General features: G+C 72.8%; 25 protein-coding genes, 1 tRNA gene and 1 pseudogene. 10 read left to right on the top strand and 17 right to left on the bottom strand.

Translation table 11 applies throughout. The features are described from left to right. Window positions 1–181 precede the first annotated feature (181 nt). Together MILUP08_RS06035 and greA are read left to right on the top strand one after the other, a co-directional pair. The gene (locus MILUP08_RS06035) at window positions 182–622 is read left to right on the top strand and encodes a DUF4307 domain-containing protein (protein ID WP_007455735.1); all 441 of its coding nucleotides are present in this window, start codon (window positions 182–184) and stop codon (window positions 620–622) included. A 168-nt stretch (window positions 623–790) separates the two neighbouring features. After that, entirely contained in the window at window positions 791–1,288 is a 498-nt protein-coding gene (gene greA, locus MILUP08_RS06030; RefSeq protein ID WP_007455734.1) for a transcription elongation factor GreA, read from the top strand. Between the two features lie 109 nt (window positions 1,289–1,397). Here greA and ilvA read toward each other — a convergent pair whose 3' ends face one another. From ilvA to MILUP08_RS06005, 5 genes are all read right to left on the bottom strand, one after another. After that, window positions 1,398–2,618, bottom strand: coding sequence for a threonine ammonia-lyase (gene ilvA, locus MILUP08_RS06025; protein WP_039905469.1), 1,221 nt, complete (start codon window positions 2,616–2,618; stop codon window positions 1,398–1,400). A 123-nt stretch (window positions 2,619–2,741) separates the two neighbouring features. Next, window positions 2,742–3,704 carry a DUF4328 domain-containing protein gene (locus tag MILUP08_RS06020; RefSeq protein ID WP_007455732.1) on the bottom strand — a complete coding sequence of 321 codons (963 nt, stop codon included), beginning with the start codon at window positions 3,702–3,704 and terminating at the stop codon, window positions 2,742–2,744. A 46-nt stretch (window positions 3,705–3,750) separates the two neighbouring features. Further along, entirely contained in the window at window positions 3,751–5,160 is a 1,410-nt protein-coding gene (locus tag MILUP08_RS06015; protein WP_039905467.1) for an amidase, read from the bottom strand. A gap of 12 nt (window positions 5,161–5,172) precedes the next feature. Next, window positions 5,173–6,315, bottom strand: a complete 1,143-nt coding sequence (locus MILUP08_RS06010; protein WP_007455729.1) for a cystathionine gamma-synthase — start codon at window positions 6,313–6,315, stop codon at window positions 5,173–5,175. A 115-nt stretch (window positions 6,316–6,430) separates the two neighbouring features. Beyond that, window positions 6,431–7,477: a YncE family protein gene (locus tag MILUP08_RS06005; RefSeq protein ID WP_007455727.1), complete on the bottom strand. Its 1,047-nt coding sequence runs from the start codon at window positions 7,475–7,477 to the stop codon at window positions 6,431–6,433. 106 nt (window positions 7,478–7,583) lie between these two features. On the opposite strand from MILUP08_RS06005, the gene MILUP08_RS06000 reads away from it, so the two are divergent. From MILUP08_RS06000 to MILUP08_RS05985, 4 genes are all read left to right on the top strand, one after another. Further along, on the top strand, window positions 7,584–8,006 hold the full coding sequence (locus tag MILUP08_RS06000; RefSeq protein ID WP_007455725.1) for an HIT family protein: 423 nt from the start codon (window positions 7,584–7,586) through the stop codon (window positions 8,004–8,006). 74 nt (window positions 8,007–8,080) lie between these two features. Next, window positions 8,081–8,743 (top strand): peptide-methionine (S)-S-oxide reductase MsrA, encoded by a 663-nt coding sequence (msrA, locus tag MILUP08_RS05995; RefSeq protein WP_007455723.1) that lies wholly within the window; start codon window positions 8,081–8,083, stop codon window positions 8,741–8,743. A 367-nt stretch (window positions 8,744–9,110) separates the two neighbouring features. Beyond that, window positions 9,111–10,040 carry a ribonuclease Z gene (locus tag MILUP08_RS05990; RefSeq protein WP_007455721.1) on the top strand — a complete coding sequence of 310 codons (930 nt, stop codon included), beginning with the start codon at window positions 9,111–9,113 and terminating at the stop codon, window positions 10,038–10,040. Then, a complete protein-coding gene (locus tag MILUP08_RS05985) occupies window positions 10,037–10,546 on the top strand; it encodes a GNAT family N-acetyltransferase (RefSeq protein WP_007455719.1) in 510 nt (169 codons plus the stop codon). The genes MILUP08_RS05990 and MILUP08_RS05985 overlap by 4 nt, the downstream gene beginning before the upstream one ends. Window positions 10,547–10,724: 178 nt before the next feature. Here MILUP08_RS05985 and MILUP08_RS05980 read toward each other — a convergent pair whose 3' ends face one another. Both MILUP08_RS05980 and MILUP08_RS05975 read right to left on the bottom strand, forming a co-directional pair. Next, window positions 10,725–12,095, bottom strand: a complete 1,371-nt coding sequence (locus MILUP08_RS05980) for a cystathionine beta-synthase (protein WP_007455717.1) — start codon at window positions 12,093–12,095, stop codon at window positions 10,725–10,727. Window positions 12,096–12,167: 72 nt separating this feature from the next. Then, window positions 12,168–12,524 (bottom strand): YkvA family protein, encoded by a 357-nt coding sequence (locus MILUP08_RS05975; RefSeq protein ID WP_007455716.1) that lies wholly within the window; start codon window positions 12,522–12,524, stop codon window positions 12,168–12,170. Window positions 12,525–12,674: 150 nt separating this feature from the next. Between MILUP08_RS05975 and MILUP08_RS05970 the strand changes: the two are divergent. From MILUP08_RS05970 to MILUP08_RS05960, 3 genes and pseudogenes are all read left to right on the top strand, one after another. Continuing rightward, window positions 12,675–13,741: pseudogene (locus tag MILUP08_RS05970) on the top strand (SGNH/GDSL hydrolase family protein); the annotation flags it as partial. Next, a complete protein-coding gene (locus tag MILUP08_RS05965) occupies window positions 13,724–14,536 on the top strand; it encodes an SGNH/GDSL hydrolase family protein (protein WP_007455712.1) in 813 nt (270 codons plus the stop codon). The pseudogene MILUP08_RS05970 and the gene MILUP08_RS05965, both read left to right, overlap by 18 nt. A 68-nt stretch (window positions 14,537–14,604) precedes the next feature. Beyond that, the gene (locus tag MILUP08_RS05960; protein ID WP_007455710.1) at window positions 14,605–15,867 is read left to right on the top strand and encodes an acetyl-CoA C-acetyltransferase; all 1,263 of its coding nucleotides are present in this window, start codon (window positions 14,605–14,607) and stop codon (window positions 15,865–15,867) included. Between the two features lie 38 nt (window positions 15,868–15,905). Here MILUP08_RS05960 and MILUP08_RS05955 read toward each other — a convergent pair whose 3' ends face one another. The 4 genes from MILUP08_RS05955 to MILUP08_RS05940 all read right to left on the bottom strand — a co-directional run bounded on the left by MILUP08_RS05955 (window position 15,906) and on the right by MILUP08_RS05940 (window position 18,175). Next, window positions 15,906–16,226 (bottom strand): hypothetical protein, encoded by a 321-nt coding sequence (locus MILUP08_RS05955; RefSeq protein ID WP_007455707.1) that lies wholly within the window; start codon window positions 16,224–16,226, stop codon window positions 15,906–15,908. A 45-nt stretch (window positions 16,227–16,271) separates the two neighbouring features. Then, on the bottom strand, window positions 16,272–17,030 hold the full coding sequence (locus MILUP08_RS05950; protein WP_007455705.1) for a Bax inhibitor-1/YccA family protein: 759 nt from the start codon (window positions 17,028–17,030) through the stop codon (window positions 16,272–16,274). Window positions 17,031–17,166: 136 nt separating this feature from the next. Next, on the bottom strand, window positions 17,167–17,982 hold the full coding sequence (locus tag MILUP08_RS05945; RefSeq protein ID WP_007455704.1) for a Bax inhibitor-1/YccA family protein: 816 nt from the start codon (window positions 17,980–17,982) through the stop codon (window positions 17,167–17,169). Between the two features lie 112 nt (window positions 17,983–18,094). Next, a tRNA-Leu gene (locus MILUP08_RS05940) sits at window positions 18,095–18,175 on the bottom strand. 101 nt (window positions 18,176–18,276) lie between these two features. On the opposite strand from MILUP08_RS05940, the gene MILUP08_RS05935 reads away from it, so the two are divergent. Beyond that, the gene (locus MILUP08_RS05935; protein ID WP_007455702.1) at window positions 18,277–20,136 is read left to right on the top strand and encodes a hypothetical protein; all 1,860 of its coding nucleotides are present in this window, start codon (window positions 18,277–18,279) and stop codon (window positions 20,134–20,136) included. 68 nt (window positions 20,137–20,204) lie between these two features. On the opposite strand, the gene MILUP08_RS05930 is transcribed toward MILUP08_RS05935, so the two are convergent. The 6 genes from MILUP08_RS05930 to MILUP08_RS05905 form a co-directional block, all read right to left on the bottom strand. After that, window positions 20,205–21,536, bottom strand: a complete 1,332-nt coding sequence (locus MILUP08_RS05930) for an NAD(P)/FAD-dependent oxidoreductase (protein ID WP_007455700.1) — start codon at window positions 21,534–21,536, stop codon at window positions 20,205–20,207. Window positions 21,537–21,639: 103 nt separating this feature from the next. Continuing rightward, a complete protein-coding gene (locus MILUP08_RS05925; protein ID WP_377555685.1) occupies window positions 21,640–22,200 on the bottom strand; it encodes a hypothetical protein in 561 nt (186 codons plus the stop codon). Window positions 22,201–22,282: 82 nt separating this feature from the next. Further along, window positions 22,283–23,725: a DUF58 domain-containing protein gene (locus MILUP08_RS05920; protein WP_007455697.1), complete on the bottom strand. Its 1,443-nt coding sequence runs from the start codon at window positions 23,723–23,725 to the stop codon at window positions 22,283–22,285. Further along, on the bottom strand, window positions 23,725–24,732 hold the full coding sequence (locus MILUP08_RS05915; RefSeq protein WP_007455696.1) for an AAA family ATPase: 1,008 nt from the start codon (window positions 24,730–24,732) through the stop codon (window positions 23,725–23,727). The genes MILUP08_RS05920 and MILUP08_RS05915 overlap by 1 nt, the downstream gene beginning before the upstream one ends. After that, the gene (locus MILUP08_RS05910; protein WP_007455695.1) at window positions 24,732–25,319 is read right to left on the bottom strand and encodes a hypothetical protein; all 588 of its coding nucleotides are present in this window, start codon (window positions 25,317–25,319) and stop codon (window positions 24,732–24,734) included. The genes MILUP08_RS05915 and MILUP08_RS05910 overlap by 1 nt, the downstream gene beginning before the upstream one ends. A gap of 22 nt (window positions 25,320–25,341) precedes the next feature. Further along, the gene (locus MILUP08_RS05905; RefSeq protein WP_007455694.1) at window positions 25,342–26,151 is read right to left on the bottom strand and encodes a DUF4129 domain-containing protein; all 810 of its coding nucleotides are present in this window, start codon (window positions 26,149–26,151) and stop codon (window positions 25,342–25,344) included. Window positions 26,152–26,160 lie beyond the last annotated feature (9 nt).

Genomic DNA, 26,160 nt, shown 5'->3' with positions numbered 1-26,160 from the left:
TGTGCCGGCCGGTGGACCCGACCGGGCTCGCCCGGCTGACCTGCCGGGACCCTCCCCACCCCGCCGCCGGTCGGCATCGCGGGGCCCGACCTGCCATTCCTGCGCTTTGGCCGGGCTGGGATGATGGACTTCTGCCATTCTTGCCGATGCCGCCGACAACAACGCCAGGAGATACCCGCCGGTGACCGAGACGCACGCCACAATTTCACCGGGCGCGCCGGTTTTCCCCGCCGGACGCTACGGCCGCCGCCGGGCGCCCGGCGGCGGACGCCGTCGTACGCTGCTGGCCGCGCTGGTGCTCGTGGTGCTGGTGGCGGTGCTGAGTCTGATCTCCTTGCGGCTCTACCGGCAGTACGGCGACCCGGTCTACGACGCCCAGGTGATCACGTACACCGACATCACGGACAGCCAGGTGGTGGTCGACTTCCGGGTGACCGTGCCGCCGGGCGGATCGGCGGTCTGCGTGCTGCGCGCCCGGGACCGCGCCGGCGTCGAGGTGGCCCGAGCGGAGGTCACGGTGCGCGCGGCCCCCGGCGACCGGCACGTCAGCACCCGGCACCGTCTGAGCACCTCCGCCCGCCCGTTCATCGGCGAGGTTCTGCGCTGCCGGGCACCCGCCTGAGCTGCGGATACGCCACCTCGCATCGACTCCGGGCAACCCGTCGCGGCGGGTCTACCGCCCGTGCCAGATCCGGACACCGACGGTGATCGCCGACACGCTGTGTCGTACCGCACTGGTAACTTGGTAGTTCACCTGTCAGCCAGCCACGCACAACTGAGGAGAACGCCTGTGTCCACTGGCAACGAGGCGCCCGCCACCTGGCTGTCCCAGGACGCGTACGACCGCCTCCAGGCCGAGCTCGACGAGCACATCGCCAACCGTCCGGCGATCGCAGCCGAGATCAACGCTCGGCGCGAGGAGGGCGACCTGCGCGAGAACGGCGGCTATCACGCCGCCCGCGAGGAGCAGGGCAAGGCCGAGGGGCGCATCCGCTACCTGCAGGAGCTGCTGCGCACCGCCAAGGTCGGCGGGGCCCCGACGGCCGACGCGGTGTCGCCCGGCATGGTCGTGACGATCTACTTCGACGACGACGCCGACGACACCGAGACCTTCCTGCTCGGCTCGCGGGAGATCGCCGCCACCACCGACCTCACCGTCTACAGCCCCGAGTCGGCGCTCGGCAAGGCGATCCTGGGTGGCCGCGCCGGGCAGACCTGCACCTACACGGCACCGAGTGGCGCCGACATCAAGGTGACAGTGGTCAGTTTCGAGCCGTTCTCCGGCTGAGCGTCCCGCGGCTCCGCGCCACCGTCGCCGAGCCGACCGGCGTCAGCACCCCGAGGGCGCCTGAGCGCCGCCCGAGGCGTACCGCCGTCGAGGTGCGACACACCAGGTGTCACGCCTCGGCGGCGAAGACCACCTGGTAACCGCTGGCTCGCAGCGCACTGATCAGCGTGTCGGAGTGCTCCACGCCACGGGTCTCCACCGACAGGGCCACCTCCACCTCGCCGAGGCGCAGGTGCGGGTTGGCCCGCTGGTGTTCCACGTCCACCACGTTGGCCCGGTGCTCGGCGATCTGGCTGAGCAGTGAGGCGAGCTGCCCGGGCCGGTCGGAGCACCGCACCGTCACCCGCAGGTAGCGTCCGGCGGCCGCCAGACCATGCTCGATCACCCGCATCATCAGCAGGGGGTCGATGTTGCCGCCGGAGAGCACCGCGACCACTGGCGTCTCCACCTCCACCACCCCGGCCAGGAGCGCGGCCACGCCGACCGCCCCGGCCGGCTCGACGACCTGCTTGCCCCGCTCCAACAGCATCAGCAGGGCCCGGGAGATGTCCTCCTCGGTGACGGTGACGATCTCGTCGACGAGCTTGCGGACGTGGTTGAAGGTGATCACGCCCGGCCGGCCGACCGCGATGCCGTCCGCGATGGTGGCGAACGCCGGCAGCCGGACCGGTTCCCCGGCCACCAGGGAGGGCGGGAAGGCCGCCGCGCCCGCCGCCTGCACACCGATGATGCGTACGTCCGGCCGCAGCGCCTTGGCGGCCACCGCCATGCCGGAGATCAGGCCGCCGCCGCCCACACCGGTGATGATCGTCCGCACGTCCGGACACTGTTCGAGGATCTCCAACGCCACCGTGCCCTGCCCGGCGATCACGTCCACGTGGTCGAACGGGTGGATGAGCACCGCGCCGGTGCGCTCGGCGTACGTCTGGGCCGCCACCAGCGACTCGTCGACCGTGTTGCCGGCCAGCTCGACCTGCGCGCCGTACCCCTTGGTGGCGGCGACCTTCGGCAGCGGCGCGTTGACCGGCATGAAGACCGTCGCGTGCGTGCCGACCAGCCCGGCGGCGAGCGCGACGCCCTGCGCGTGGTTACCGGCGCTCGCGGCCACCACGCCGCGTTCGCGCTCGGCCGCCGACAGTCGGGAGATCCGCACGTACGCGCCGCGCACCTTGTACGAGCCGGCGCGCTGCACGTTCTCGCACTTGAGCCAGGTCGGTCCGCCCAGCGCCGCGCTCAGTGGCCGGGAGGGCTCCAGCGGGGTGGTCCGGACGACGTCGGCGAGGAGTTTCCGTGCAGCCCGTACGTCGTCGAGGCCGACCAGTTCCGTCATGCCCCGATCGTGCCACCCGACCTCGGCGCCCCCTGCGGCGACACCGGGTTGATCCACTCGACATCCCCGACGTGGCGGCATCAACCGCGCTCCGACACCGCGACCTCGGTAACCCGGAGTGGATCACGCAGTGGGCGTGGCCTCCGGCGCCCCCTCCGGGGCAGGCTGGGCCGCCGGGGCCGGCTGGGCTGGCCGGGCCGCCGGGACCGCCGGGGGCGGCTGGACGGGCTGGGCCGTCGGCCACGTCTCGGTCGGCGGGGCCGCCGGCCACGTCTGGGCCGGCCAGACCGGGGCGCCCGGCCACATCGGGGCGGTCGGCCACACCGGGGCGGCGCGGGCGATCCGGGCCTCCTGCGCGGCGGAGATCCGGTGGATCAGCAGGATCAGCGTCACCGCGGAGACCGCGCAGGCCACCGCGGGCAGGGCGTTGCGGAGCAGGGAGTCGCCGTAGTAGTCGACGTACGCCTGGTAGCCGGCGTCGTTGAACGGGGTCTCCGGCAACCTGTCGTACGCCTTCTCGTCGGCGCGGCTGCTCAGTCGCCCGCCGACGCTGAACACCAGCCAGGCGCACCACCAGACGACCACGAGGGTCGGCGTGAACCGCCGCCAGAGGCTGTCCCGTGCCACGCCCGCCATCACCCGGGCCGGCACCACGAAGTTCGCGAAGGGCACCAGCCAGCCGGCGATCGCCCAGCCGGCCCCGAGGGTCGGCAACGCGCCCGGGAACGCGTCGGTGTTCTTGCGCGCCCGCCACGTCCAGATGATCACCAGCACGGCGGCGGTCAGGTGCGCCACCACCATGGGCAGCGCCAACAGCCCACCGACGACGGCCGCGCCGAGCAGCAGGTCCGCGTCGTCGTTGGCCATGGCCTGACGGGTCATCACGATGCCGATCAGCGGGGACAGCGACACCACCACGTAGAACACGGCGGTCGCGCCGACGGCGATGGTGGCGGCCAGGCCGATCCCGCGTACACGGTAGGTCGGCAACCCCGGCGTGACGGCGGGCTGCCCCAGCGGCGTGTAATAGCGCTGGCAGTCGTTGTGCTCGGTGGACGTGGCGTCCCCGCAGGTCTGGCAGCGCATTGGTGTCCTTCGGGTCCGCGCGACGGTGCGCGCACACGTTAGACGATCATGCGGCGGCCGGCGACCCCGTCCCGACGAGGGGATAGCCGGGGGCGTGCCGCGACCACGGGGCGGCCATCTCGAACTGACCGGCCACGCCGAGCAGCAGCAGTTCCGAGCCGGGCGGGCCGACGATCTGCACGGCGACCGGCAGGCCGTCCGGCCGGCGGCCCACCGGCACCACGATCGCCGGCAGGCCGGCGATGTTCCACGGCGCGGCGTACGGGGCGTACCGGATGTTTGCCGACATGTTCGCCCGCCAGGACCGCTCGGACCAGCGCCCGGCCTCCGGCGGCGCGCTGGCCAGCGCGGGGGTGAGCAGCAGGTCGACCGAGTGGTCGGTGAAGAAGTCGACCGAGCGCTGCCGCCAGGCGGCCCGGTCGGCCTCCCGGACGTAGCCGCGGCGCTGCGCCCACTCCCCCAGCGCGACGTGCCGCCGGGTACGGCGTTGCAGGCCGCGTCGGTCCAGCCCGGCGGCCCGGACGTCGGTGGCGGCAGCGGCGAACCAGGTGGCGATGCCCTGCAGGCCCAGGGCCGTGGGGTAGACCGGATCGGCCGGCACGGTGTCGTGCCCGGCGGCGGCGAGCAGCCGGCCGGCGGTGGCCACCGCGTCCCGGTTGGGCGCGTCCGGGGAGACGCCGCGCACCGGCGAGCGCAGTGAGACGCCGACCCGCAGCCGCTGCGGCGGGACCAGCTTCTCCGCTCGCCGGCCGGCGAGCACCGAGAAACCGACCGCGGCGTCCGCGACGGTGCTGGTGAGCATGCCGTGTTCGGTGAGGCCGAACCAGTCGTCCGCGCCGAGCTGGCAGGGCACCACGCCCCGGCCGGGTTTGAGACCGACCAGGCCGCAGCAGGCCGCCGGGATCCGGATCGAGCCGAGCCCGTCGTTGCCGTGCGCGATCGGCACCAGACCGGCGGCGACCGCGGCGGCGGCGCCGCCCGACGAGCCCCCGGGTGTACGCGTGTTGTCCCACGGGTTGCGGGTCACCGCGCTGTCGTCGTCGGTGAGCGCCCACAGCCCCAGCTCCGGCATCCGGGTGACGCCGAGGATCACCGCACCGGCGCCGCGGAGCCGGCGGACCACCTCGTGGTCGGCCTCCGCGACGTCGGTGCGTACGGCCGCCGACCCGTTCCAGGTGGGCAGGCCGGCGACCGGGGTGTTCTCCTTGACCGCCACCGGCACTCCGGCCAGGGGGAGGTTGGCCAGGTCCTCCTGCTCGTCGACCTTCTCGGCCTCGGTGATCGCCTCGCCGCCGCGAACGGCGCGGAACGCGGCCAGCTCGCGGTCGGCCGAGGCGATGTACTCCAGGTGGTCGGCGACGACCTGGGTGGCCGAGACGTCACCTCGGCGTACGCCCCGGGCGATCTGCTTGGCGGTCGCCCCGACCCAGGTCGCCATGATGTCCTGCACGGCCATCCTCCCCAGCGGTCAGCCCAGCGCCTGCTCCAGATCGGCGAGCAGGTCGTCGACCGTCTCGATGCCGACAGACAGTCGCACGAGATCGCCGGGAACTTCAAGCGGCGAGCCGGCAGCACTTGCGTGTGTCATGCGACCGGGGTGTTCGATCAGGGACTCCACGCCGCCGAGCGACTCGGCGAGCACGAAGAGCTTCGTCCGGTTGCAGATCTCCACGGCGTGGTCCTCGCCGCCGGAGGCCCGGAACGAGATCATGCCGCCGAACCGGCGCATCTGCTTGGCGGCCACCTCGTGGCCGGGGTGCGAGGGCAGCCCGGGGTAGATCACCTGGGCCACCTTGGCGTGCCCGTCGAGGTACGCGGCGAGCCGCTCGGCGTTGTCGCAGTGCCGGTCCATCCGTACACCGAGGGTCTTGATGCCGCGCAGCGTGAGCCAGGCGTCGAACGGGCCGTTGATCGCGCCCATCGCGTTCTGGTGGTAGCGCAGCTCCTCGCCGAGCGCGGCGTCGGCGACGACGAGCGCGCCACCCACCACGTCGGAGTGCCCGCCGATGTACTTGGTGGTGGAGTGCACCACCACGTCGGCGCCGTACGCGATCGGCTGCTGCAGGTACGGCGAGGCGAAGGTGTTGTCGACCACCAGCAGCGCGCCGGCGTCGTGCGCCATGGAGGCCAGGGCGGCGATGTCGGCGATGCCGAGCAGCGGGTTCGTCGGCGTCTCCACCCAGACGATCTTCGTCCGGCCGGGCTGCACGGCGGCCCGGACGGCGGCCACGTCGGAGACCTTGGCCGGGGTGAACTCCAGGCCCCAGCGTTGGGCCACCCGGGCGAAGAGGCGGTAGGTGCCGCCGTACGCGTCGTCCGGGATGATCACGTGGTCGCCCGGCTGGCAGACGGCCCGCAGCAGGGTGTCCTCCGCGGCCAGGCCGCTGGCGAAGGCGAGGCCCACCGGCCCGCCCTCCAGCGCGGCCAGGCACTCCTGGAGGGCGTCGCGGGTCGGGTTGCCGGAGCGGCTGTACTCGTAGCCGAGCCGGGGCGCGCCGACGGCGTCCTGGGCGTACGTGCTGGTCTGGTAGATCGGCGGGATCACCGCGCCGGTGCGTGCCTCAGGGTCCTGACCGGCGTGAATGGCGAGCGTCTCGAAGCCGTGACTCATGCTGGTGAGGCTAGTGCCCCGGTCCCGAGGGCTGGAACGGAACCCGCGCTCCCGGGGTGGGGGCCGGACCCGTCCGGCCCGGCCCCCACGTGCCGGCCAGGGGCCGGCAGGCCGGTCAGCCGGCCGGGATCGGCAGGACGTGCAGGGTGGCCTGGTCGACGCCGGTCCAGTCCCAGGCGACCGCGTAGAGGCGGGCGCCGTTCGGCGCCCAGGCCAGCGCGCCGTCGCTCAGCTCGTCGCCGAGCTCGAAGCGGGCCAGCTCGGTGCCGTCCGGGGTGAAGACGAACACGTCCGGGTCGTAGGTGGCGTCCGCTCCGGCGGCGATCCGGGTGCCGTCACGGGAGACCTCGACGGCGTTCGGGTACGCCCCGGTGGGGTAGGTCGCCGACGGGGTGGAGATGTCGGCGAACGGGAACGCCTGCACCTCGTACGGCGCTCCGGCGGCGGTGTAGAGGGTGGTGCCGGTCGGGTCGAGCGCGATGTCCCGCAGGTTGCTGCCGAGGACCGACCAGTCGTTCGTCCGCAGGGTGGTGAGTGCTCCGCCGGCGCCGATGCCGTACGCGTACACCGACGACGGGCTCAACGACGGCTGCCCGGCCAGCAGCACCGACCGGTTCTGGCCGGCCGCGGCGAGCAGCGGGTAGTCGTGGTAGTCCTGGCTGACCACCCGCGTGGTCAACCGGGCCGGCTGCCGGCCGAGGTCGATCTGGCCGATGTTGCCGCCCCACTGGTCACAGCCGTAGCCGAACCACAGGTACCGACCGGTCAACGCCAGCGACGACGGGCACTCGCCCGCGCCGGTGTCGTAGCGGGCCGACTCGACGAGCGTGCCGGTGTCGAAGGCGGCGATGGCGTTGGCGCTGGGCAGCGCCACGTAGAGCGTCCGCCGATCGGCGCTGAGCAGCAGATCGGTGGGGCCGGGCAGGCCGGACAGGGTGCCGACCACCGCGCCCGTCGAGCTGGCCACCACGACGTCGGTCGAGGTACGGCCACCGCTGACGAAGACCCGGTCACCCGCCGACACCACGTCGGCCACCGTCTTCAGGGGCAGCGGGGTGGCGGTCGGCGCCGCGGCCGCCTGGGCCTGGCCCGGGATCGCGACGGTGAGCAGGCCGGCGGTCAGTGCCGCCAACGCCAGGGTCGTGCCTCTTCTGATGCGCAAGGTGCGTCCTTCCCCCCATGTATTGATCCAGACCCGTAAATGACTACCACAGTCGATGGATGTGCGGGGGGCGCGTCCCGCGGGGCCGGCGGCATAGCCTGGGGCGATGAGCGGGTGCGTGTTCTGCGGGATCGTGTCGGGTGACGTGCCGGCGTTCCGGGTCGCGGACGAACCGGACGGGGTGGCGTTCCTGGACACCCGTCCGGTGTTCAAGGGGCACGTGCTGGTGGTGCCCCGGGTGCACCTGGTGACCCTCGCCGAGCTTCCGGCCGATCTGTTGCCCGGCTACTTCGCGCTGGTCCAGCGGCTCGCGGTGGCGGTGGAGGCCGCCCTGGGGGCGGGTGGGACGTTCGTGGCGATGAACAACAAGGTGTCCCAGTCCGTCCCACATCTGCACACCCACGTGGTGCCGCGTACCAAGGGCGACGGGCTGCGGGGCTTCTTCTGGCCGCGCACCCGCTACACCGACGACACCGAGGCACAGACCTACGCCGACCGGATCGCCGCCGCTCTCGACGGCGGGGCCTGACTCACAGTGGCGCGGGTAAGGAAGGAAGACCTACCGGTGTTACACGCTGGGAGAGGTACGAGAGGAGTCCCACCGTGTTCCTGCGCCGTATGAATGCCGAGATGATTTCGCCCGAGCAGGCCCTGCCGGGCCGGCCGATCGCCATGCCGGTCGCCGACCGCCACGAGGTGCTGGGCACCCCGTTGAAGGGCCCGTTCCCGGAGGGTCTCCAGGTGGCCGTCTTCGGCATGGGGTGTTTCTGGGGTGCCGAGCGGCTGTTCTGGACGCTGCCCGGCGTCTACACCACCTCCGCCGGCTATGCGGGCGGCATCACCAGGAACCCGACGTACGAGGAGACGTGCTCCGGCCGGACCGGGCACGCCGAGGTCGTCCAGGTGGTGTACGACCCCAGCAAGATCACGTATGAGGACCTGCTGAAGGTCTTCTGGGAGAACCACGACCCGACCCAGGGCATGCGCCAGGGCAACGACGTGGGCACCCAGTACCGGTCGGCGATCTACACGACCACCGACGAGCAGCGGACCATCGCGGAGTCGTCCCGCGACGCCTTCCAGCCGATCGTGAGCCGGGCCGGCAAGGGTGAGATCACCACCGAGATCGCCCCGCTCGGCGATTATTTCTTTGCCGAGGACTACCACCAGCAGTATTTGGCGCCGACGAAGAACCCGAACGGGTACTGCAACCACGGCCCGAACGGGCTGAGCTGCCCGGTCGGCGTGGCCCGTACCGCCGGCTGACCACAGCCCACCGCACCAGCGTGATGCCCGGCCGCCGAGGAGGTGGCCGGGCATTCCCGTTTGGCCCTGTGATCGAAATCCGTTGCCGAGCCCGCCGGGAACTCGATAACGTGGCCGTACACGTGAAAGGAGGTGGTCCAGACTTGTATAGCAATCGGACTCGTGAGGTGGCTGTCAGCTAGCCGCTGTCCTCGACAGTGATCCGTCCGCCGCGAGGCGGGCAACCAGTACGACCGTCGAGACCGTGTGGCAGCGGTGCGGCGAATCCACGACAGCCACCCGACCCCCGGGGTGCCGGCCAAGTCCAGCCGGCCCGCGCACATGCGCGGAGCGCCCCGGGGGTCGCTCCATATCCGGAGGACCGGCGATGTCCATGCGCGAGCTGGTGGTGCTCGGGACGGCCAGCCAGGCCCCCACCCGGCAGCGCAACCACAACGGGTACGTGCTGCGCTGGGACGACGAGGTGATCCTCTTCGACCCCGGCGAGGGCAGCCAGCGGCAGCTCCTGCACACCACCGTCACCGCCACCGACCTGACCCGGATCTGCGTCACGCACTTCCACGGCGACCACTGTCTCGGCCTGCCGGGCACCATCCAACGCCTCTCGCTGGACCGGGTGCCGCATCCGGTCGCCGTGCACTTCCCGGCGGGCGGCGCCGAGTACTTCGCCCGCCTGCGGCACGCCACCTCCTTCTACGAGACGGCCGAACTGGCGGTCACCCCGATCGAGACCGACGGTCAGCGGATCGCCCTGCGCTGCGGCACCCTGGAGGCCCGCCGGCTGCGACACCCGATCGAGACGTACGGCTACCGGTTGGTCGAGCCGGACGGCTGCCGGATGCTGCCGGAGAAGCTGGCCGCGTACGGCATCGCCGGTCCGGCCGTCGGTGAGCTGATCCGCGTCGGGCACCTGGACCTCGACGGACGTCGCGTCACCCGCGACGAGGTGAGCGTGCCCCGGCCGGGGCAGCGGTTCGCCTTCGTGATGGACACCGGCCTCTGCGACGGGGTGTACGCCCTGGCCGAGCACGCCGACCTGCTGGTCATCGAGTCGACGTTCCTGGAGTCGGAGGCCGCGCTCGCCGCCGAGGTCGGCCACCTGACCGCGGCGCAGGCCGCGCGGGTGGCGACCGAATCGGGGGTACGCACGCTGGTGCTCACGCACTTCTCGCAGCGCTACCCCGACCCGGGCCGGTTCTTCGACGAGGCCCGTGCGCACTTCGACGGCGACCTGGTCATCGCCGAGGATCTGACCACCGTGCAGGTCCCGCCGCGCCGGGTAGCCTCGGCCGGGTGACCGTCACGCTCCGCCCCGCGACCGGTGACGACCTGATGGCGGTGGGCGCCATGCACCAGCGCTCCCGGGTCGCCGCGTACTCCGCCTTTCTGCCGCCCGAGGCACTGGCCGACCCCACGCCGGAGGCGATGGGGCGGTACTGGGCCGAACGGTGGCAGTGGGAGCGGGACACCCACCGGCTGACCGTCGCCGAGCGCGCGGAAGCGCTCGTCGGGTTCAGTTACGTGGGCCCGGACGACGAGGACGACCCCGCGACCGGGCTGCTCAACGCGATCCACCTGGAGCCGGCCGAGCAGGGTCGGGGCACCGGCCGCCTGTTGATGGTGGACGCCCTGGACGCGATGCGCGCCCTCGGTTGGCGTCGTGCGGTGCTCTGGGTGCTGCGCGACAACGCCCACGCCCGCGCCTTCTACGAGCGCGGCGGCTGGACCCGGACCGGGGACGAACGGGACGAGGCGATCGGATCGGCGCCGACCCGCCAGTTGCGCTACGCCCGTCCGCTCTGAGCACCGCCTCCGCCCGCCGGAGCCCACCCCCGCCGCACGTCCTTTGCTCTGCTTCACCATGCGCACCAGCGGATGTCCGATTACCGGACACTCGCTGGTGCGTGGAGTGAAGCAGAGCAAAGGACGGCGCAGGGACACCCGGTGCTGCGGGCGGTAGCCAGGACGGGCCGGGAAGGGACTAGTGAGCGCCCAGGTGGGCCAGGAGGTCCTGGCGGGTCAGGACGCCCTTGGGCTTGCCGTCGACCAGGACCAGCGCGGCGTCGGACTTCTCCAGCAGGCCGACGGCCTCGCTCACCGGCTGCCCGCCACCGATCATCGGCAACGGGTCGCCCATGTGCCGCTCGATGGTGTCGTGCAGGTGGGCCTGACCGGTGAACAGCGCGTCGAGCAGGTCCCGCTCGGCGATCGAGCCGGCGACCTCACCGGTCACCACCGGCGGCTCGGCCTTGAGCACCGGCAGCTGCGAGACGCCGTACTCGCGCATGTAGTCGATCGCGTCCCGGACCGTCTCGGTCGGGTGCACGTGCACCAGCTCGGGCAGGCCGCCCGGCTTGCTGGCCAGCGCGTCGGCCACCGTCGGCTCGTGACCGGAGTTGTCCAGGAAGCCGTACCGGGCCATCCACGAGTCGTTGAAGATCTTGGACAGGTAGCCCCGGCCACCGTCGGGCAGCAGCACCACCACGACGTCGTCCGGGCCGGCCCTGCGGGCCACCTCCAGCGCGGCGACCACCGCCATCCCGCAGGAGCCGCCGACCAGCAGGCCCTCCTCGCGGGCCAACCGCCGGGTCATCTCGAAGGACGCCTTGTCGGAGACCTCGACGATCTCGTCGGCCACACCCCGGTCGTACGTCGCCGGCCAGAAGTCCTCGCCGACGCCCTCCACCAGGTACGGCCGGCCGGTGCCGCCGGAGTAGACCGAGCCCTCCGGGTCGGCGCCGATGACCCGCACCCGACCCTCGGACGCCTCCTTCAGGTACCGCCCGATGCCGGAGATCGTCCCGCCGGTGCCGACCCCGGTCACGAAGTGCGTGAGCCCGCCCTCGGTCTGCTTCCACAGCTCCGGGCCGGTCGTCTCGTAGTGCGAGCGCGGGTTCGCCGGGTTGCTGTACTGGTCGGGCTTCCACGCGCCGGGGATCTCGCGGGTCAGCCGGTCGGAGACGTTGTAGTACGAGCGCGGGTCCTCCGGAGCGACGGCGGTCGGGCAGACCACCACCTCGGCGCCGTACGCCCGCAGCACGTCCTGCTTGTCCTGGCTGACCTTGTCGGGGCAGACGAAGACGCACTTGTAGCCCTTGAGCTGGGCCACCAGGGCCAACCCGACGCCGGTGTTGCCGCTGGTCGGCTCGACGATGGTGCCGCCCGGCTTGAGCAGGCCGGCGGCCTCGGCGTCCTCGACCATGCGCAGCGCGATCCGGTCCTTCACTGAGCCGCCTGGGTTCAGGTACTCCACCTTGGCGAGCACGGTGGCCTGGATGCCCTCGGTGACGTTGCGCAGGCGGACCAGCGGCGTGTTGCCGATCATGTCGACGACGTTGTCGTAGAACTGCACGGTGTGCCCTTCGTTGCGGCGCCGGCGACGGCGGCCGGGCAGACGAATCCTCGCCGACCAGCGTACGTGCCGTCAGGGCACCAGCCCCCCGGGGATGACCGAGCTGCGTCGCGCCTCCCACTCGAGGAATCGGTCCGTCTCGGCGAGCACGCTGCCCGCCAACCAGGTGACCATCACCGCGTCGTCGGCCAGCCCGAAGATCGCCAGCGGGATCTCCGGCAGCAGGTCGATGGGCGAGACGATGTACGCCGTGGCCGCCGTCATCAGCGCCAGCCGCAGGCCACCGTCGTACTCCCCCCGGGTCGTGGCGCGGATCATCCGGGGCAGCGCCGCCAGTCGGGTGCCCAGCGAGGGCCCGCCGCGCGCCCCCGCCATCAGTGCCCGCGCCAGGGCCGTGAACGCCGCGCTGCGCTTCAGTGTCTTCCCCATCGTCGCGCTCCTCTCCGCCGGATCAGCGTGGCGGGTCGGCGCAAGTCGGCCGGCCTCCACCTGAGAAGTACCCCGTCGCGTCGGTTTCCAGGCACTCCCGAGCCGGGACGACGACAGCGGTGTGTCGGGCCGGCGCGATAATGTCGGCATATGGGGGTGGCTGGTTCTGTCGTACCCGTTGGTCCGCGCTGGCGGCACGCCTGGCGGATCGCCCGGCTGGCGGCCATCGGGACGGGCGCCACCGCGGCGGCCGCGATGGCGACCGGCGGGGTGCTGCTCGGCCAGGCCCGCCAGGCCCGGCGCACGATCCCGATGGCCGAGGCCCCGCCGCCGCGCTGCGACGGGATGTACGGCGCGAAGTTCCCCGGACCCCCGCTCACCATGGTCGTGCTCGGCGACTCGTCGGCTGCCGGCTACGGGGTGCACCGCCGCCGGGAGACACCCGGGGCGCTGCTGGCCACCGGGCTGTCCCGGCGGCTGCACCGGCCGGTCCTGGTGCGCCGCTTCGCGGTGGTCGGCGCCATCTCCGCGGCGCTCCGGCACCAGGTGGAGGCGGCGTTGGAGTGCGCGCCGGACATCGCGGTGATCCTGATCGGCGGCAACGACATCACCAACCGCACGCCACGCGGCCTGGCGGTGCGCTACCTGGTCGAGGCGGTCCACGCGCTGCGTGACGCCGGCTGCGAGGTCGTCGTCGGCACCTGCCCCGACCTCGGCGCGATCCGGCCGATCCAACCACCGCTGCGCTGGCTGGCGCACCGGTGGAGCCGCCAGCTCGCCGCCGCCCAGACGGTGGCGGTGGTCGAGGCGGGCGGCTGGACGGTGTCCCTCGGCGACCTGCTCGGCCCACGGTTCGTCGCCGAACCGCACCGAATGTTCGCCTGGGACCGGTTCCACCCGTCCGCCGAGGGGTACGCGATGGCCGCCGCGGCTCTGCTGCCGACGATGCTCTCGGCGCTCGGCTCGGGGCAGGAACGACGGGCCACACCGGCGCGGGGCGAGGGCGTACGGTCGCTGCCAAAGGCCGCGCAGGAGGCGGCCCGGCACGCCGGGACCGAGGTCAGCGGCACCCAGGTCCGGGGCCGCGACCGAGGGCCGGCCGGTCGGTGGGCGCAGTTGCGTCGCCGGGCGTTCTTCGGTGTCAACACGGTGCCGCAACCCGGCTCCGCTACGGACACCTCGACAGTGGAGGGACTGGCATGAACGAGCGCAGCGAGCGAGGCGTGACCGCCGGTCTTCCCGGCCGACTGGGTCGGGCGGCGGCGCTCTCGCTGCTCGCCGGCACGGTGGGCGGCGCCGCAGTCCTGGCCGGTGAGGCGTTCGTCGCGCGCCACCGGCGGTACGCCGAGCCGGAGCTGGGGCTGGCGTTGCGGGCCACCATCGGTCGGGCCGACGCCGCGCCGCTGCGGCTGGTGCTGCTCGGTGACTCGTCGGCGTTGGGGGTGGGCGTCGACCGCCTCGAGGACACCATCGGCGGACAGTTGGCGAACCTGCTCGCCGAGGGCCCGACCGGCCGGCGGGTGCACCTGTCCAGCGTCGGCGTCTCCGGGTCCCGCTCGACGGACCTGGCCACCCAGGTCGCCCGGGCCCTGCTCGGCGAGCGGCCCGACGTGGCGTTGATCCTGATCGGCGCGAACGACGCCACCGGGCTGCGCCGGCCCGCCGACGCGTCCGCCTACCTCGCGGCGGCGGTGCACCGGCTGCGGGAGGCACGGGTCGAGGTGGTCGTGGGCACCTGCCCCGACCTCGGCGCCGTACGCGCCATCGCGCCGCCGCTGCGTCAGCTGGTCGGCTGGTCCGGACGGCGGATGGCCCGCGCGCAGACCACGGCGGTGCTGGAGGCGGGCGGCGCGGTGGTCGACCTGGCCACCGAGACCGGGCCCGTCTTCCGGGCCGACGCGGGGACGCTCTGCCACGACGGCTTCCACCCCTCCGCCGACGGCTACCGGGTGTGGGCGCACGCCCTGCTGCCGGCCGTAGCGGCCGCCGCGGCGGTCGCCTCCCGACGCTAGGCCGGGGTGACATTTCCCGCCACGCCTGCTTCTTCCGCGCCATGTTACCGGCGGGTTAACGTTGGCTCATGCCGATTGAGTCGTCCCGCGACGCCGTCATCGTCGCTACCGCCCGCTCCCCCATCGGCCGGGCGCACAAGGGGTCCCTGCGCGATGTCCGCTCCGACGACCTCGCCGCAACAATCGTCCAGGCCGCCCTGGACAAGATCCCCCAACTCGACCCGACCACCATCGACGACATCTACCTCGGGTGCGGCCTGCCCGGCGGTGAGCAGGGCTTCAACATGGCCCGCGTGGTGGCCACCCTCCTCGGGCTGGACACCGTTCCCGGCGCCACGCTTACCCGCTACTGCGCCTCCTCGTTGCAGACCACCCGGATGGCGTTGCACGCCATCCGCGCCGGAGAGGGCGACGTGTTCGTCTCCGCAGGCGTCGAGATGGTCTCCCGCTACGCCCGCGGCAGCTCCGACGGTCTGCCACCGGAGGCTCAGGCGCTGGTCGGCGGCAGGTGGGAGAACCCGCGCTTCGCGGCGGCCGCCGAGCGCTCGAAGCGTCGCGCGCAGGGCGGCGCCGAGGTGTGGACCGATCCGCGCGAGGCCGGCGACCTGCCGGACATCTACCTGACCATGGGGCAGACCGCGGAGAACCTGGCCCAGGTGTACGACGTCACCCGCGCCGACATGGACGAGCTCGGCGTCCGCAGTCAGAACCTCGCCGAGAAGGCCATCGCCGACGGCTTCTGGGCCCGGGAGATCACTCCCGTCACCACGCCGGACGGCACCGTGGTGAGCACCGACGACGGCCCCCGCGCGGGCGTCACCCTGGACGCGGTCGCCGGCCTGAAGCCGGTGTTCCGCCCGGACGGCCGGATCACCGCGGGCAACTGCTGCCCCCTCAACGACGGCGCGGCCGCCGTGGTCGTGATGAGCGCCCAGCGGGCCGAGGAGCTGGGACTGACCCCGCTGGCCCGGATCGTCTCCACAGGCGTGACCGCGTTGTCGCCGGAGATCATGGGCCTCGGGCCGGTCGAGGCGTCCCGGCAGGCTCTGCGCCGGGCCGGCATGACCATCGACGACGTCGACCTCGTCGAGATCAACGAGGCGTTCGCCGCCCAGGTCATCCCCTCCTACCGCCAGTTGGGCATCCCGGAGGAGAAGCTGAACGTCATGGGCGGCGCGATCGCTGTCGGCCACCCGTTCGGCATGACCGGCGCCCGGATCACCGGCACCCTGCTCAACTCGCTGGAGTGGCACGACAAGACCATCGGTCTGGAGACCATGTGCGTCGGCGGCGGCCAGGGCATGGCCATGGTGCTCGAACGCCTGAGCTGAGCTGACGCCGGCCTGACCCGCGGCTCGCGGAGTGGGCCTCAGAGCGCGCCGCGGGTCGCCGTGACCTCGGCGGCGGCCCGCGCCAGCACCTCCGCGTCGGCCCCGGCGGCCAGCAGGTCGGCCGCCACCACCCGCACCTGATCGGGCAGGGCCAGGTCGTTGTCCAGCCGAGGCACGGTCCGGCGCGGCTGTCCCTCGGCATCGGCGGCCAGATTGGCGATCTCCTGAACCAGCCGGTGCACCAGGTCGGCGCGGGGCACGTTGCCGGTGGTCGCGGCCGCCGCCCAGCGCGGCTGCTCCCAGTGCCCGACCTGGCGGACCAGCAACTGCACGGCCCGCTCCAACTCCGCTGCGCTCATCGCCGCCGAGTCTACGGCCGACCCGTGCGTCGACACCCAGGCCGGTCAGCGGCGCAGGTAGCTGAGCAGCCGTAGCAACTGCCAGTAGAGGAAAACCAGGCCGGTGAGCAGGCCGAACGCGCTCAGCCACGCGTACCGGCGGGGTCGGCCGTCGCGCACCGAACGCTCGACGAGGTCGAAGTCGAGGATGAAGCTGAACGCGCCGGCGATGATCGCCACCACCGAGAAGGCGTACGGCAGCCAGCCGACCTTCCCGCTGACGCTGTAGACCTCCAACCCCGGCCGCCCGGAGATCAGGTACGACACCAGGTTGACCACGCTGAGCACGGCGATGCCGAGCAGCGTGCCGATCACCAGTCGGGCCAGCCGGGGCGTCGCACGGATCACCCGCGCCCGGTACAGCGCCGCCATGCCGAGGAAGACGCCGAAGGTACCGGCCACCGCCTGCACCACGATCCCCGGGTAGACCTGCTCGAAGGCGCGACTGGCCACCCCCAGCAGGAGCCCCTGGAGCAACGCGTAACCGACGATCGGCACCGGGTTGGTGATCGCCCGCAGCGAGATGACCAGGACCAGCGCGATCGAGGCCAGGGCGCTGCCGGCGAGCGCGGCCCCGAGCCACGCCGCGTCGGGCACCACCGCCCAGGACACCGCGGCGGCCACGCCGGTGAGCAGGAGCAACCCGACGGTACGCAGCACCACGTCGTCGACGGTCATCGGCTCGACGTCGCGGGAGCTGACCACCCGGGACTCCAACCGGCCGGTCTCGTCCAGCCGGTTGAGCACCGGGTTGTTGCTGCGCACCGTCGCCTCCTCCGCCCGCGTACCCCCCGCAGTCACTCTGCCCCGCCCGGACCGGCGGTGGCGGTGAAACGGCGCGGACGACGGCGCCCGCCCCCACCAGAGCGGGGACGGGCGCCGTCGGCAGAGCGGACGACTGTCAGTCGTCGCCCTGGAAGTAGCTGAGCAGGCGCAGGATCTCGATGTAGAGCCAGACCAGGCTGACCAGGATGCCGAACGCGGCCACCCAGGAGTAGCGCTGGGGCAGGCCCATCCGGACGCCGTCCTCGATCTCCTTGAAGCTGAGCACGAAGTTCAGCGACGCGAACACGATGCAGACCAGGCTGAAGCCGATCGCCAGCGGGCTGCCGTCCCGCAGGCCCGTGTTGATGCCGAACAGCGCCAGCACCAGGTTGATCAGCATGACGGCCGCCAGGCCGACGATCGAGGCGGTCACGACCTTGACGAACATCGGGGTGGCCCGAATGATCTTCGCCTTGTAGATCATCGCCATCAGGAAGAAGATGCCGAAGCTCGCTACGGCGGCCTGGAGCACGATGCCGTCGTAGAAAGACTCGAACGCCTTGCTGATCATGCCGACGAAGACGCCCTCGACCACCGCGTACGCGATGACGAGCGCCGGGTTGGCCATCCGGGAGAACGAGATGATCAGGCCGATCACCAGGCCGACCACCGCCGCGCCGATCCAGGCGGTGCGGACCAGCGCGTCGGGCACGAGCACCCAGGCGACCGCGGCGGTGATGCCGGTGATGCCGAGCAGCGCGACCGACTTGACGACCACGTCGTCGACGGTCATGGGCGCCACGGCGGGCGGCGCTGCCGGGTAGCCGGCCTGGGACGGGTACTGCTGGGGAATGCCGGGCTGTCCGTACGGCCCGGTCGGTGCGTACCCGGCGGAGCGCTCCCGCTCGGCCGCCTGGCCGAGCCGGGCGAGCACCGGGTTCGAGGTCTTCACTTTCTGGCCTCCCTCAGGGGGTCGTTTGCACGTGAACGTGCCCTCCAAGAGTAAACTGCCCAGCCCACTCCTGGTGATCACGAATGGGAACGCGGAGGCCGTGGCGGCTGGGTGCCCGGGGCGGGGGTCGAACCCGCACGCCTTTCGGCAGCCGCTTTTAAGGCGGCCGTGTCTGCCTTTCCACCACCCGGGCGGGTGGCACCCGCGCGCCGACACGCACGGTGCAGTGTCACCGTAGCGGGTCGACGGCGACCCGGCGTACCCCGCCAGGCTGGCCACATTAGGGTCGATGCCGTGAGCAGCGCAGCCCCAACGGCCCCCGACGCCGCCCCTGACCAGGTCTTCCGCCTCGACGATCAGGTCATCCGCCGGCCCCGGGCCGTCCGGCTGCTGGCCGCCGCCCGCCGCCACCGGACGGACCTGCTGATCGTGGTGGTCTGGGTGGCGTTGGCCGGCTGGCTGACCCACGGGCTGTGGCCCGACCCGGGTGGGCGGACGTTGGCGCTCAACCCCGAGGACCAGACGCTCTACGAGTGGTTCCTGGCGGTCGACGCGAGAGCGCTGCTCGGTGACTTCCATCTGCTCACCGACCGGCTCAACGCCCCGGACGGCGTCAACCTGATGGCCAACACCACTGTCATCGCGCTCGGTGTCGTCTGCGCGCCGATCACCCTCCTGCTCGGCGCGCCCACCACCTTCGCGCTGCTCGCCGCCGCCAACCTGGCCGGCACCGCCCTCGCCTGGTACCTGCTGTTCCACCGGACGCTGCGCGCCCACCGCCTCGCCGCCGCGCTCGGCGGCGGGTTGTGCGGCTTCGGACCGGGCATGATCTCGCAGTCCAACAGCCACCTGCACATGACGGCGCAGTGGCTGGTGCCGGTGATCGTCTGGCTGGTGGTCCGGCTGCTCCGCGCGTCCGATCCCGGCCCCACGACAATCGACGGGACGGGCCGCGCCCGGTCGGCGGGCCCGGACCGACGCCGGATGATCAGCTCCGCTGTCGGGCTGGCCGCGGCCGTCACCGCGCAGGTCTTCATCGGCGAGGAGGTCCTCTTCCTCTCCGCCGTCACACTGCTGGTGATGGCGGTCAGCTACGCCGTCGCGGACCGGGACCTCGCCCGGCGGGCACTTCCCGGATTCGCCGGCGGGCTGGCGATCGCCGCCGGCCTGGCGCTGCTGGTGCTCGGCTACCCGCTGTGGTTCCAGTTCGCCGGGCCGCAGGGCGTCGCCGACGGGATGTTCAGCCCGGCCTACTTCTCGGCCGACCTCGGCAGCTGGTGGGCGGTCTCCCCGCTGTCGATCGCCGGCAGCGACGAGGCGTCCCGGCTGACCACCGGCCCCGCCGAGTACAACACCTTCCTGGGCTGGCCACTGCTGCTGGTCACCGCCGCCTGCGCGGTCTGGGCCGGCCGGCGGCGGCTGGTGCTCGCCTGCGTGGTGGCGGCGCTGGTGATGGGCACGCTCTCCCTCGGCCCGGAGGTGGTTCTCGGTGGCACCCGCACCGCACTGCCCGGCCCGTACGCCCTGCTGGCCGGATTGCCGGTGGTGGACGGCGCGCTGCCGATGCGGTTCGGCCTGGCACTGCTTCCGATCGTGGCGACACTGCTGGTCCTGGCCGTCGACCGGGCCCTGCGCGGCACCGGCCGGGCACGACGGCTGGTGCCACTGGCCGTCGTCGCGGCCCTGCTGCCGATCTTCCCGACCCCGCTGCCGACCGCCGAGCGGCCCGCCGTGCCGGAGTTCATCACCGGCGGGCACTGGCGGCAGTGCGTCCGCCCGGGCGGGGTGCTGGTCCCGGTGCCGCTGCCCACCCCCAAGGAACCGTGGCCGATGCGCTGGGCGGCCGCCGCCGACGCCGGGTTCGGCCTGCCCGAGGGGTTCTTCATCGGCCCGTACGGGCGCGGTGGCACCGCCGCCATGGGCACCTTCAAGCAGCCAACCTCCGCCCTGCTGGCCGACGTCGCCCGCCGCGGCGACCAGCCGGCCATCGGCGACGAGCAGCGCCGGCAGGCCGCCCGGGACGTCGACTTCTGGGGCGCGTCCTGCGTGGCGCTGGCCGACGACGCGCCGCACGCCGACAGCCTGCGGGCGACCCTGGAGCAGTTGTACGGTCCGGCCACCCGCATCGCCGACGCCTGGATCTGGCGGGTCTGACGCCACCCGACGTCAGACAGCACGAAAGGGCCCCTCCCGGTCGGGAGGGGCCCTTTCGTCCAGTTTGCTCAGACGCGCGGCGCGCCCACCGGCTGGGACGCCTCGACGAACTCCTCGCGCGGGTCGTGCAACTGACCGAGGGCGACGACCTCACGCTTGAGGAAGAACGCCAGCGACCAGTCCACCACCACGCGGACCTTGCGGTTGAACGAGGGGATCCGGCTCATGTGGTACGTCCGGTGCATGAACCAGGCCGGCCAGCCGGTCATCTTGATGCCGTACACCTGGGCGACACCCTTGTGCAGGCCGAGGCTGGCCACGCTGCCGGCGTGCTTGTGCTTGTAGTTGACCGGTTCGCGACCCCGGATCACGGCCGCGATGTTGTCGGCCATCCGCGCCGCCTGACGCACCGCGTGCTGCGCGCTCGGCGAGCAGAAGTTGCCCGGCTCCTTGGTCAGGTCCGGCACGGCGGCGCAGTCACCGGCGCTCCACGCGCCCTCGATGACCTGGTCGCCGTCGACCACCTGGAGCGTGGGGATGCAGGTGACCCGCCGGCGCTCGTCACGCGGGAAGTCCGTCGCGTCCAGCATCGGCGACGGCTTCACGCCGGCCGTCCAGACGATCGTGTCGGAGCGGAAGCTGTCGCCGTCGGAGAGCTTGACCACCCCGTCGACGCAGGACTCCAGGCGGGTGTCCAGTCGGATGTCCATGTTGCGCTTGAGCAGCTGCTGCACCGTGTAGGCGCCCATGTCCCGATCGACCTCGGGCAGAACCCGGTTGGTGGCCTCCACCAGCACCCAGCGCATGTCCTCCGGCTCGAGCTCCGGGTAATAGCGCAGGGCGTCGCGGGCCATGTCCTCCATCTCGGCGAGCGCCTCGATGCCCGCGTAACCGCCACCGACGAACGTGAAGGTCAGCGCCGAGCGGCGAACCTCCGGGTCCGGGGTCACGGCCGCGACGTCCAGCCGGTCCAGCACGTGGTTACGGAGGTAGATCGCCTCACCGATGGTCTTGAACCCGATGCCCTGCTCGTGCAGGCCCGGAATCGGCAGCGTCCGGGACACCGAACCCGGCGCGACGATCACGTGGTCGTACGCGATCTCCCGGGCCGGGCCGACGATCGGCTGCACGGTGGCCACCTTGCGGTCGTGCTCGACACGCGTGACCGTTCCCGCCACCACCTTGCACCGGCGCAGCTCGCGCCGCAGCGGCACCACGGAGTGCCGGGGGGAGATGTTTCCCGCCGCAGCCTCGGGCAGGAACGGCTGGTAGGTCATGTGGGGCTGGGGGTCCACGACGATGACCTCAGCCTCACGGGAGCTGAGCTTCTTTGACAGGCGCAGGGCCGCGTAGAGACCAACGTGCCCGGCACCCACCACAAGGATCCGCTTCGGATTCACGTCATCTATCTTTCCCCGCCCGGCTCAGGTAATCCCGCTCGCGCCCCCCATCTGTGACGGAACACAACCCCTGTGACCTGCGTAACCCTGTCGCCTCAGGTGTTCACCTACGCCGCAGCAGCCAACCCAGCAACGCGACCACACCCACCGCCACCAACAACCCCAGCACGGTGACCCACTGATACCCGGCCTCCCCGCCCAGGCCCGCCGCCTGCAACAGCAGCACCGCCAGCACGGCCGTGCCCAACAGCACCGCCCCCACCCGCAGCAACCACCGGGTGACCAGCTCCGGGTCCACCACCGCGTCGTAGGGCAGCAGCGCCGCCAACGCGCACAGGGAGTGCCCCAGGTACAGCAGCGCGGCGACGGCGAGCAGCCGCCACAACGCCACCGGCCGGCCGTACCCGTCGGTGGCGAGCAACCAGCCACCGACCATGACCAGCGCCACGAAGGTCGGCCACAGCCGCCGCGGACCCACCGCGGGCAGCACCGCCGCCACCGCCAGAAACAGCAGCGGCCGGCCGATCAGCACCTCGGCGGGAAACGCCAGCGCCAACCCGGCCAGCGCGGTGACGAAGATCGCGACCCGGACCATCAGCGGAACGGCGCTGATCCGAGCCACCGCCTCCTGGGCAGCCCGAACCCGCCCGGTGACCGCGTCGATCATCTGCACTCACCCTCGATCCTCACCGGGCCGCTTTTCGTTCGCGACTGCGGGGCTCGCAAACCCGGCTCACTCCTCACGCTCACCGGGAACCGACCCTTGGGGCCGTGGCCAGCCGCGCCACGTCCCGCAGCACCTGGTCCAGGCTCCCCGCGCCGGCCCAGCGCACCACGGGCACGCCGTGCTCCCGGAGCTGCCCGATCATGGTCTCCCGGTCCAGCCGCCACAGGCGGTACGCCACCTCGGCCCACCCCCGATCCTTCGGCGGCGTCAGGTTGGCCGGCAGCGTGTCGACAGCCACCACGAACCGGCCGGAGCGGGCCAGCCGCGCCAGCATCTGCGCCGACCGCTCGTCCAGCAGCGGGGTGAGGACCACCACCAACGCGTCCGAGGAGAGCTGCTGCGGGCCGAAGACCTGCTCGTACGGCTCGTGCTGGGAGGCGTCGGCGCGTACGTCGAGCAGCCACTCCAGGACGGTCAGGTACTGCCGGCGACCGGCGGCAGCGCGCAGGCGGCGGGCTCCCGGCCCGTACTCCAGAAGCGACACCCGGTCGCCCCGGTGCAGGTAGTGCTCGGCGATCGCCGCGGTGGCCCGCACTGTGGTGTCCAGCACCGAGGCCGAGCCGTCCACCCCGCCGGAGCGCCCGGCCTCGGCGAGCACGTCGAGCAGCACCACCACCTCGGCGTCCCGGTCGGAGAGGGTGGCCGCCACGTGCAACTGCCGGGCGCGCAGCGACACCCGCCAGTCGACACGGCGCAGCCGGTCGCCGGGGGCGAAGATCCGTACGCCGGCCAGTTCGCCGCCCTCACCGGGCCGGCGGGAGTGGTGCGCGCCGACCAGGCCGGCGGCGCGGGGCATCGCCTCCACCGCCTCGAACGGTTCGGTACGCGGATAGACCCGCACCCCGACCGGCTCGGTGAACACCGCTCGGGAGACCAGCAGACCACCCGCCGTGGCGACCCGCGCTCCGGCGGGACCGACCGGGTGTCGACCCCAGCGCAGCGCCCGGCCGGCCAATTCCAGGTCCACCGCCTCGGCGGCGGGCACCGAGGTCACGAACGGCCGGTCGGCGGCCGAACGACGGTTCCCGGCGGGCGTGCCGGCGGCGGACGGGACCTCGGCGGGCGGGACATCGGCGGCGGGACCGGCCCCGGCGAAGCCGGCACGGGTGATCCGCAACCACGGCGAGACCCGGGACCGCACCACCACCAGGTCGTAGTCGACCGCGTCCGGGTTGCCGACACTTACCGCGGCGGACACCTCGCCACCCTCGACGAGCGGCGCGTCGTCCCCGGCGGTGATCCAGACCTGCGGCAGCGTCGTGGGCCGGCGGCGCAGCGCGTACGCGGTGCCCAGCGCGAACGGCGCCGCCAGCACGACGAGATCGACCCTCCCCAGCAGGACCCCCGCCACCAGCAACAGGCCGGCGAGAAGCACCGCGCGGCCGAGCGCCGGGGTGGGCGCCCAGCCGGCTGTCGACTCCGGCTCGGTGGACGGCGGCACGGGCGCGGTCGGGCCGGTCATCAGCGCCGGAGCCCGCCGGCGGCGTAGCTGGGCAACGCGCCACTGGCCGGAGCGGGCGTCGCCTCCAACACCTCACCCACCACGAAGGCCGGGTCGACGCGGCGCAGCCACATCTCCGGGCGCAGGGTGATCCGGTGGGCCAGGGCGGGCGCCGCCACCTCCTTGACGTCCTCCGGCACCACGTAGTCTCGGCCGCCGAACACCGCGCGCACCCGGGCCAGCAGCAGCAGCGCCAACGAGCCACGCGGCGAGGCGCCGACAAGCACCGACGGATGTTCCCGGGTGGCAGCGGTGAGGGACACGATGTACCGGCCGATCGAGTCCTCCACCACCACGTCCTCCAGGGCGGCCTGCATCGCCCGCAGGGTGGCGGCGTCGACCACCGGTTTGATGTCGGCCTCCTCGCGGCGGCGACCCATCCGGCGGCGCAGGACCTCCCACTCCTCCTCGTGCTCCGGATAGCCGAAGGAGACCCGCAGCAGGAACCGGTCCAGCTGCGCCTCGGGCAGCGGATACGTGCCCTCGTACTCGATGGGGTTGGCGGTGGCCAGCACGTGGAACGGCTCGTCCAGCTTGTACGTCACGCCCTCCACCGAGACCTGCTTCTCCTGCATGGCCTCCAGCAGCGCGGACTGGGTCTTCGGCGGCGTCCGGTTGATCTCGTCGGCGAGGAGCAGGTTGGTGAAGACCGGCCCCGCCCGGAAGGTGAAGTCGCCGTTGCGCTGGTCGTAGAGGAAGGAGCCGGTGACGTCGGCGGGCAGCAGGTCCGGGGTGAACTGGAGCCGGCGGAAGTCCAACCCGAGCGCCTGGGCGAAGGAGCGCGCGGTGAGCGTCTTGCCCAGGCCCGGCAGGTCCTCTAGGAGCACGTGCCCGCCGGCCAGGATCCCGGCGAGGACCAGCTCCAACGCGTCGCGCTTGCCGACCACGACGGTGCCGACCGCGTCCAGGACGGCCCGGGCCAGGCGACCGACCTCGGCGGCGGACATGCTCCGGTCCACGTCGTTCATCAGATCTTCTCCAGTTCGGCGACGATCACCGCGAGATCGCGCGGCGACGGGGGGCGGCGGGGCGGGCTCTCCAGGAACGTCCACAGCCGGTCACCCAGCAGGGCACGGGCACGGCCCGGGTCCGACTCGCGGGTCACGCCGTGCTTCAGGCGCAGCCGCTCGTCGGCCAGTTCCGCGAGCCGGGGCAGGATGACCCCGGTGAAGCGTTCGGGTCGCGTCGTTGACCAGTCCAGCGGGAGTTCCCAGCCGTTGATGGCGGCGCGCAGCGCGTCCCGGGCACCCCAGTTCCAGGTGCCCTCGTCGTACTGGGTGGTGGAGGAGCGCCGGGTCGCCGGCGGCGGTGGCGCCGCGAGGGCGGCGGCGATCCGACGCACCGCGGACACCGCGAACACCCCGGCCACCAGGATCACCAGCGACACCTGCAGACCCACCGCCCGGAGGCCGACGACAAGCACGGCGACCAGTGCGGCGTTGCCGGCCAGGGCCCGGAACACACGCCCGGCCCGGCCCGGCTTGTCACGGTCGTCCCGCTTCGGCCGCTCCTCCTCGAAGGTGAGCAGGTCGTCGATGCTGGCGCTGCCGCTCACCGCTCCACCGTCCCCGGCCCGTTCACGACGGCACCTCGGGGGCGCCCGCCGTCACGACGGTGAGTTCACCGCGGAGCCGCCGCAGCGCGGCACGGGCCTGGTCGCGGGTGCCCTCGTCGACCTCGCGCGTGGCGTACCGGGCCTCCCGGTAGACGTGCGCGAACTCGGCCAGCACGTCGGCGCTGACGATCGCCGGGACGCCTGTCGACGGGTCACCGCGCAGCAGCCGGGTGACCAGGTCGGTAGGTGTGTCGCCGGGACGCCGGGACAGACCGGCCACGGCGGCGGCCTCCTCCAGGCGGACCCAGCAGGCGATCACCGCGACGCGGGGGTCGGTGGCCTGGTCGTCCAGCTCCACCAGGCCGGCGTCGAGGGCGGCGACCACCTCCCGGGCGGTGCCCTCGGCCGTACGCCGGGCCCGCTGCGCCGGCAGCGCTCGCGAGGTGCGGCGCAGCGCGCCGCGGATCAGGAGCCAGCCGAGGTAACCCAGCACCGCGAGGATGGCCAGCCCGAGCAGAGCCATCGCCACGGTGGCGATCCACTGCGGGATGTGCGCCTGGGTGGCCTCGCCGGCGTCCCTCGGCTCGACCGGGATCGACGGCGGTGGCGACGGCGTGTCCGTCGGATATTCCGGCACCCAGGGCACGTCGTCCGCGGCGGGTGGGATCTGACTGGCACCGATCGACGAGTGCGCCGAGGCCAGTGCGGCGGCCGCGAGCAGCGCCGTCACCGCACCCACCGGCCACCAGCGGCGCAGCAGGCCGAGCACCGGGCGGACCACACCCGAGCCGGCGACCGGGGACGGCGTGGGCGGGCGTGTTCCGTTCGTCATCGCCACCAC

The organism is Micromonospora lupini str. Lupac 08, assembly GCF_000297395.2.
In the GTDB taxonomy this organism is placed as follows: domain Bacteria; phylum Actinomycetota; class Actinomycetes; order Mycobacteriales; family Micromonosporaceae; genus Micromonospora; species Micromonospora lupini.
This window is presented reverse-complemented; position numbering and strand designations above follow the sequence as displayed.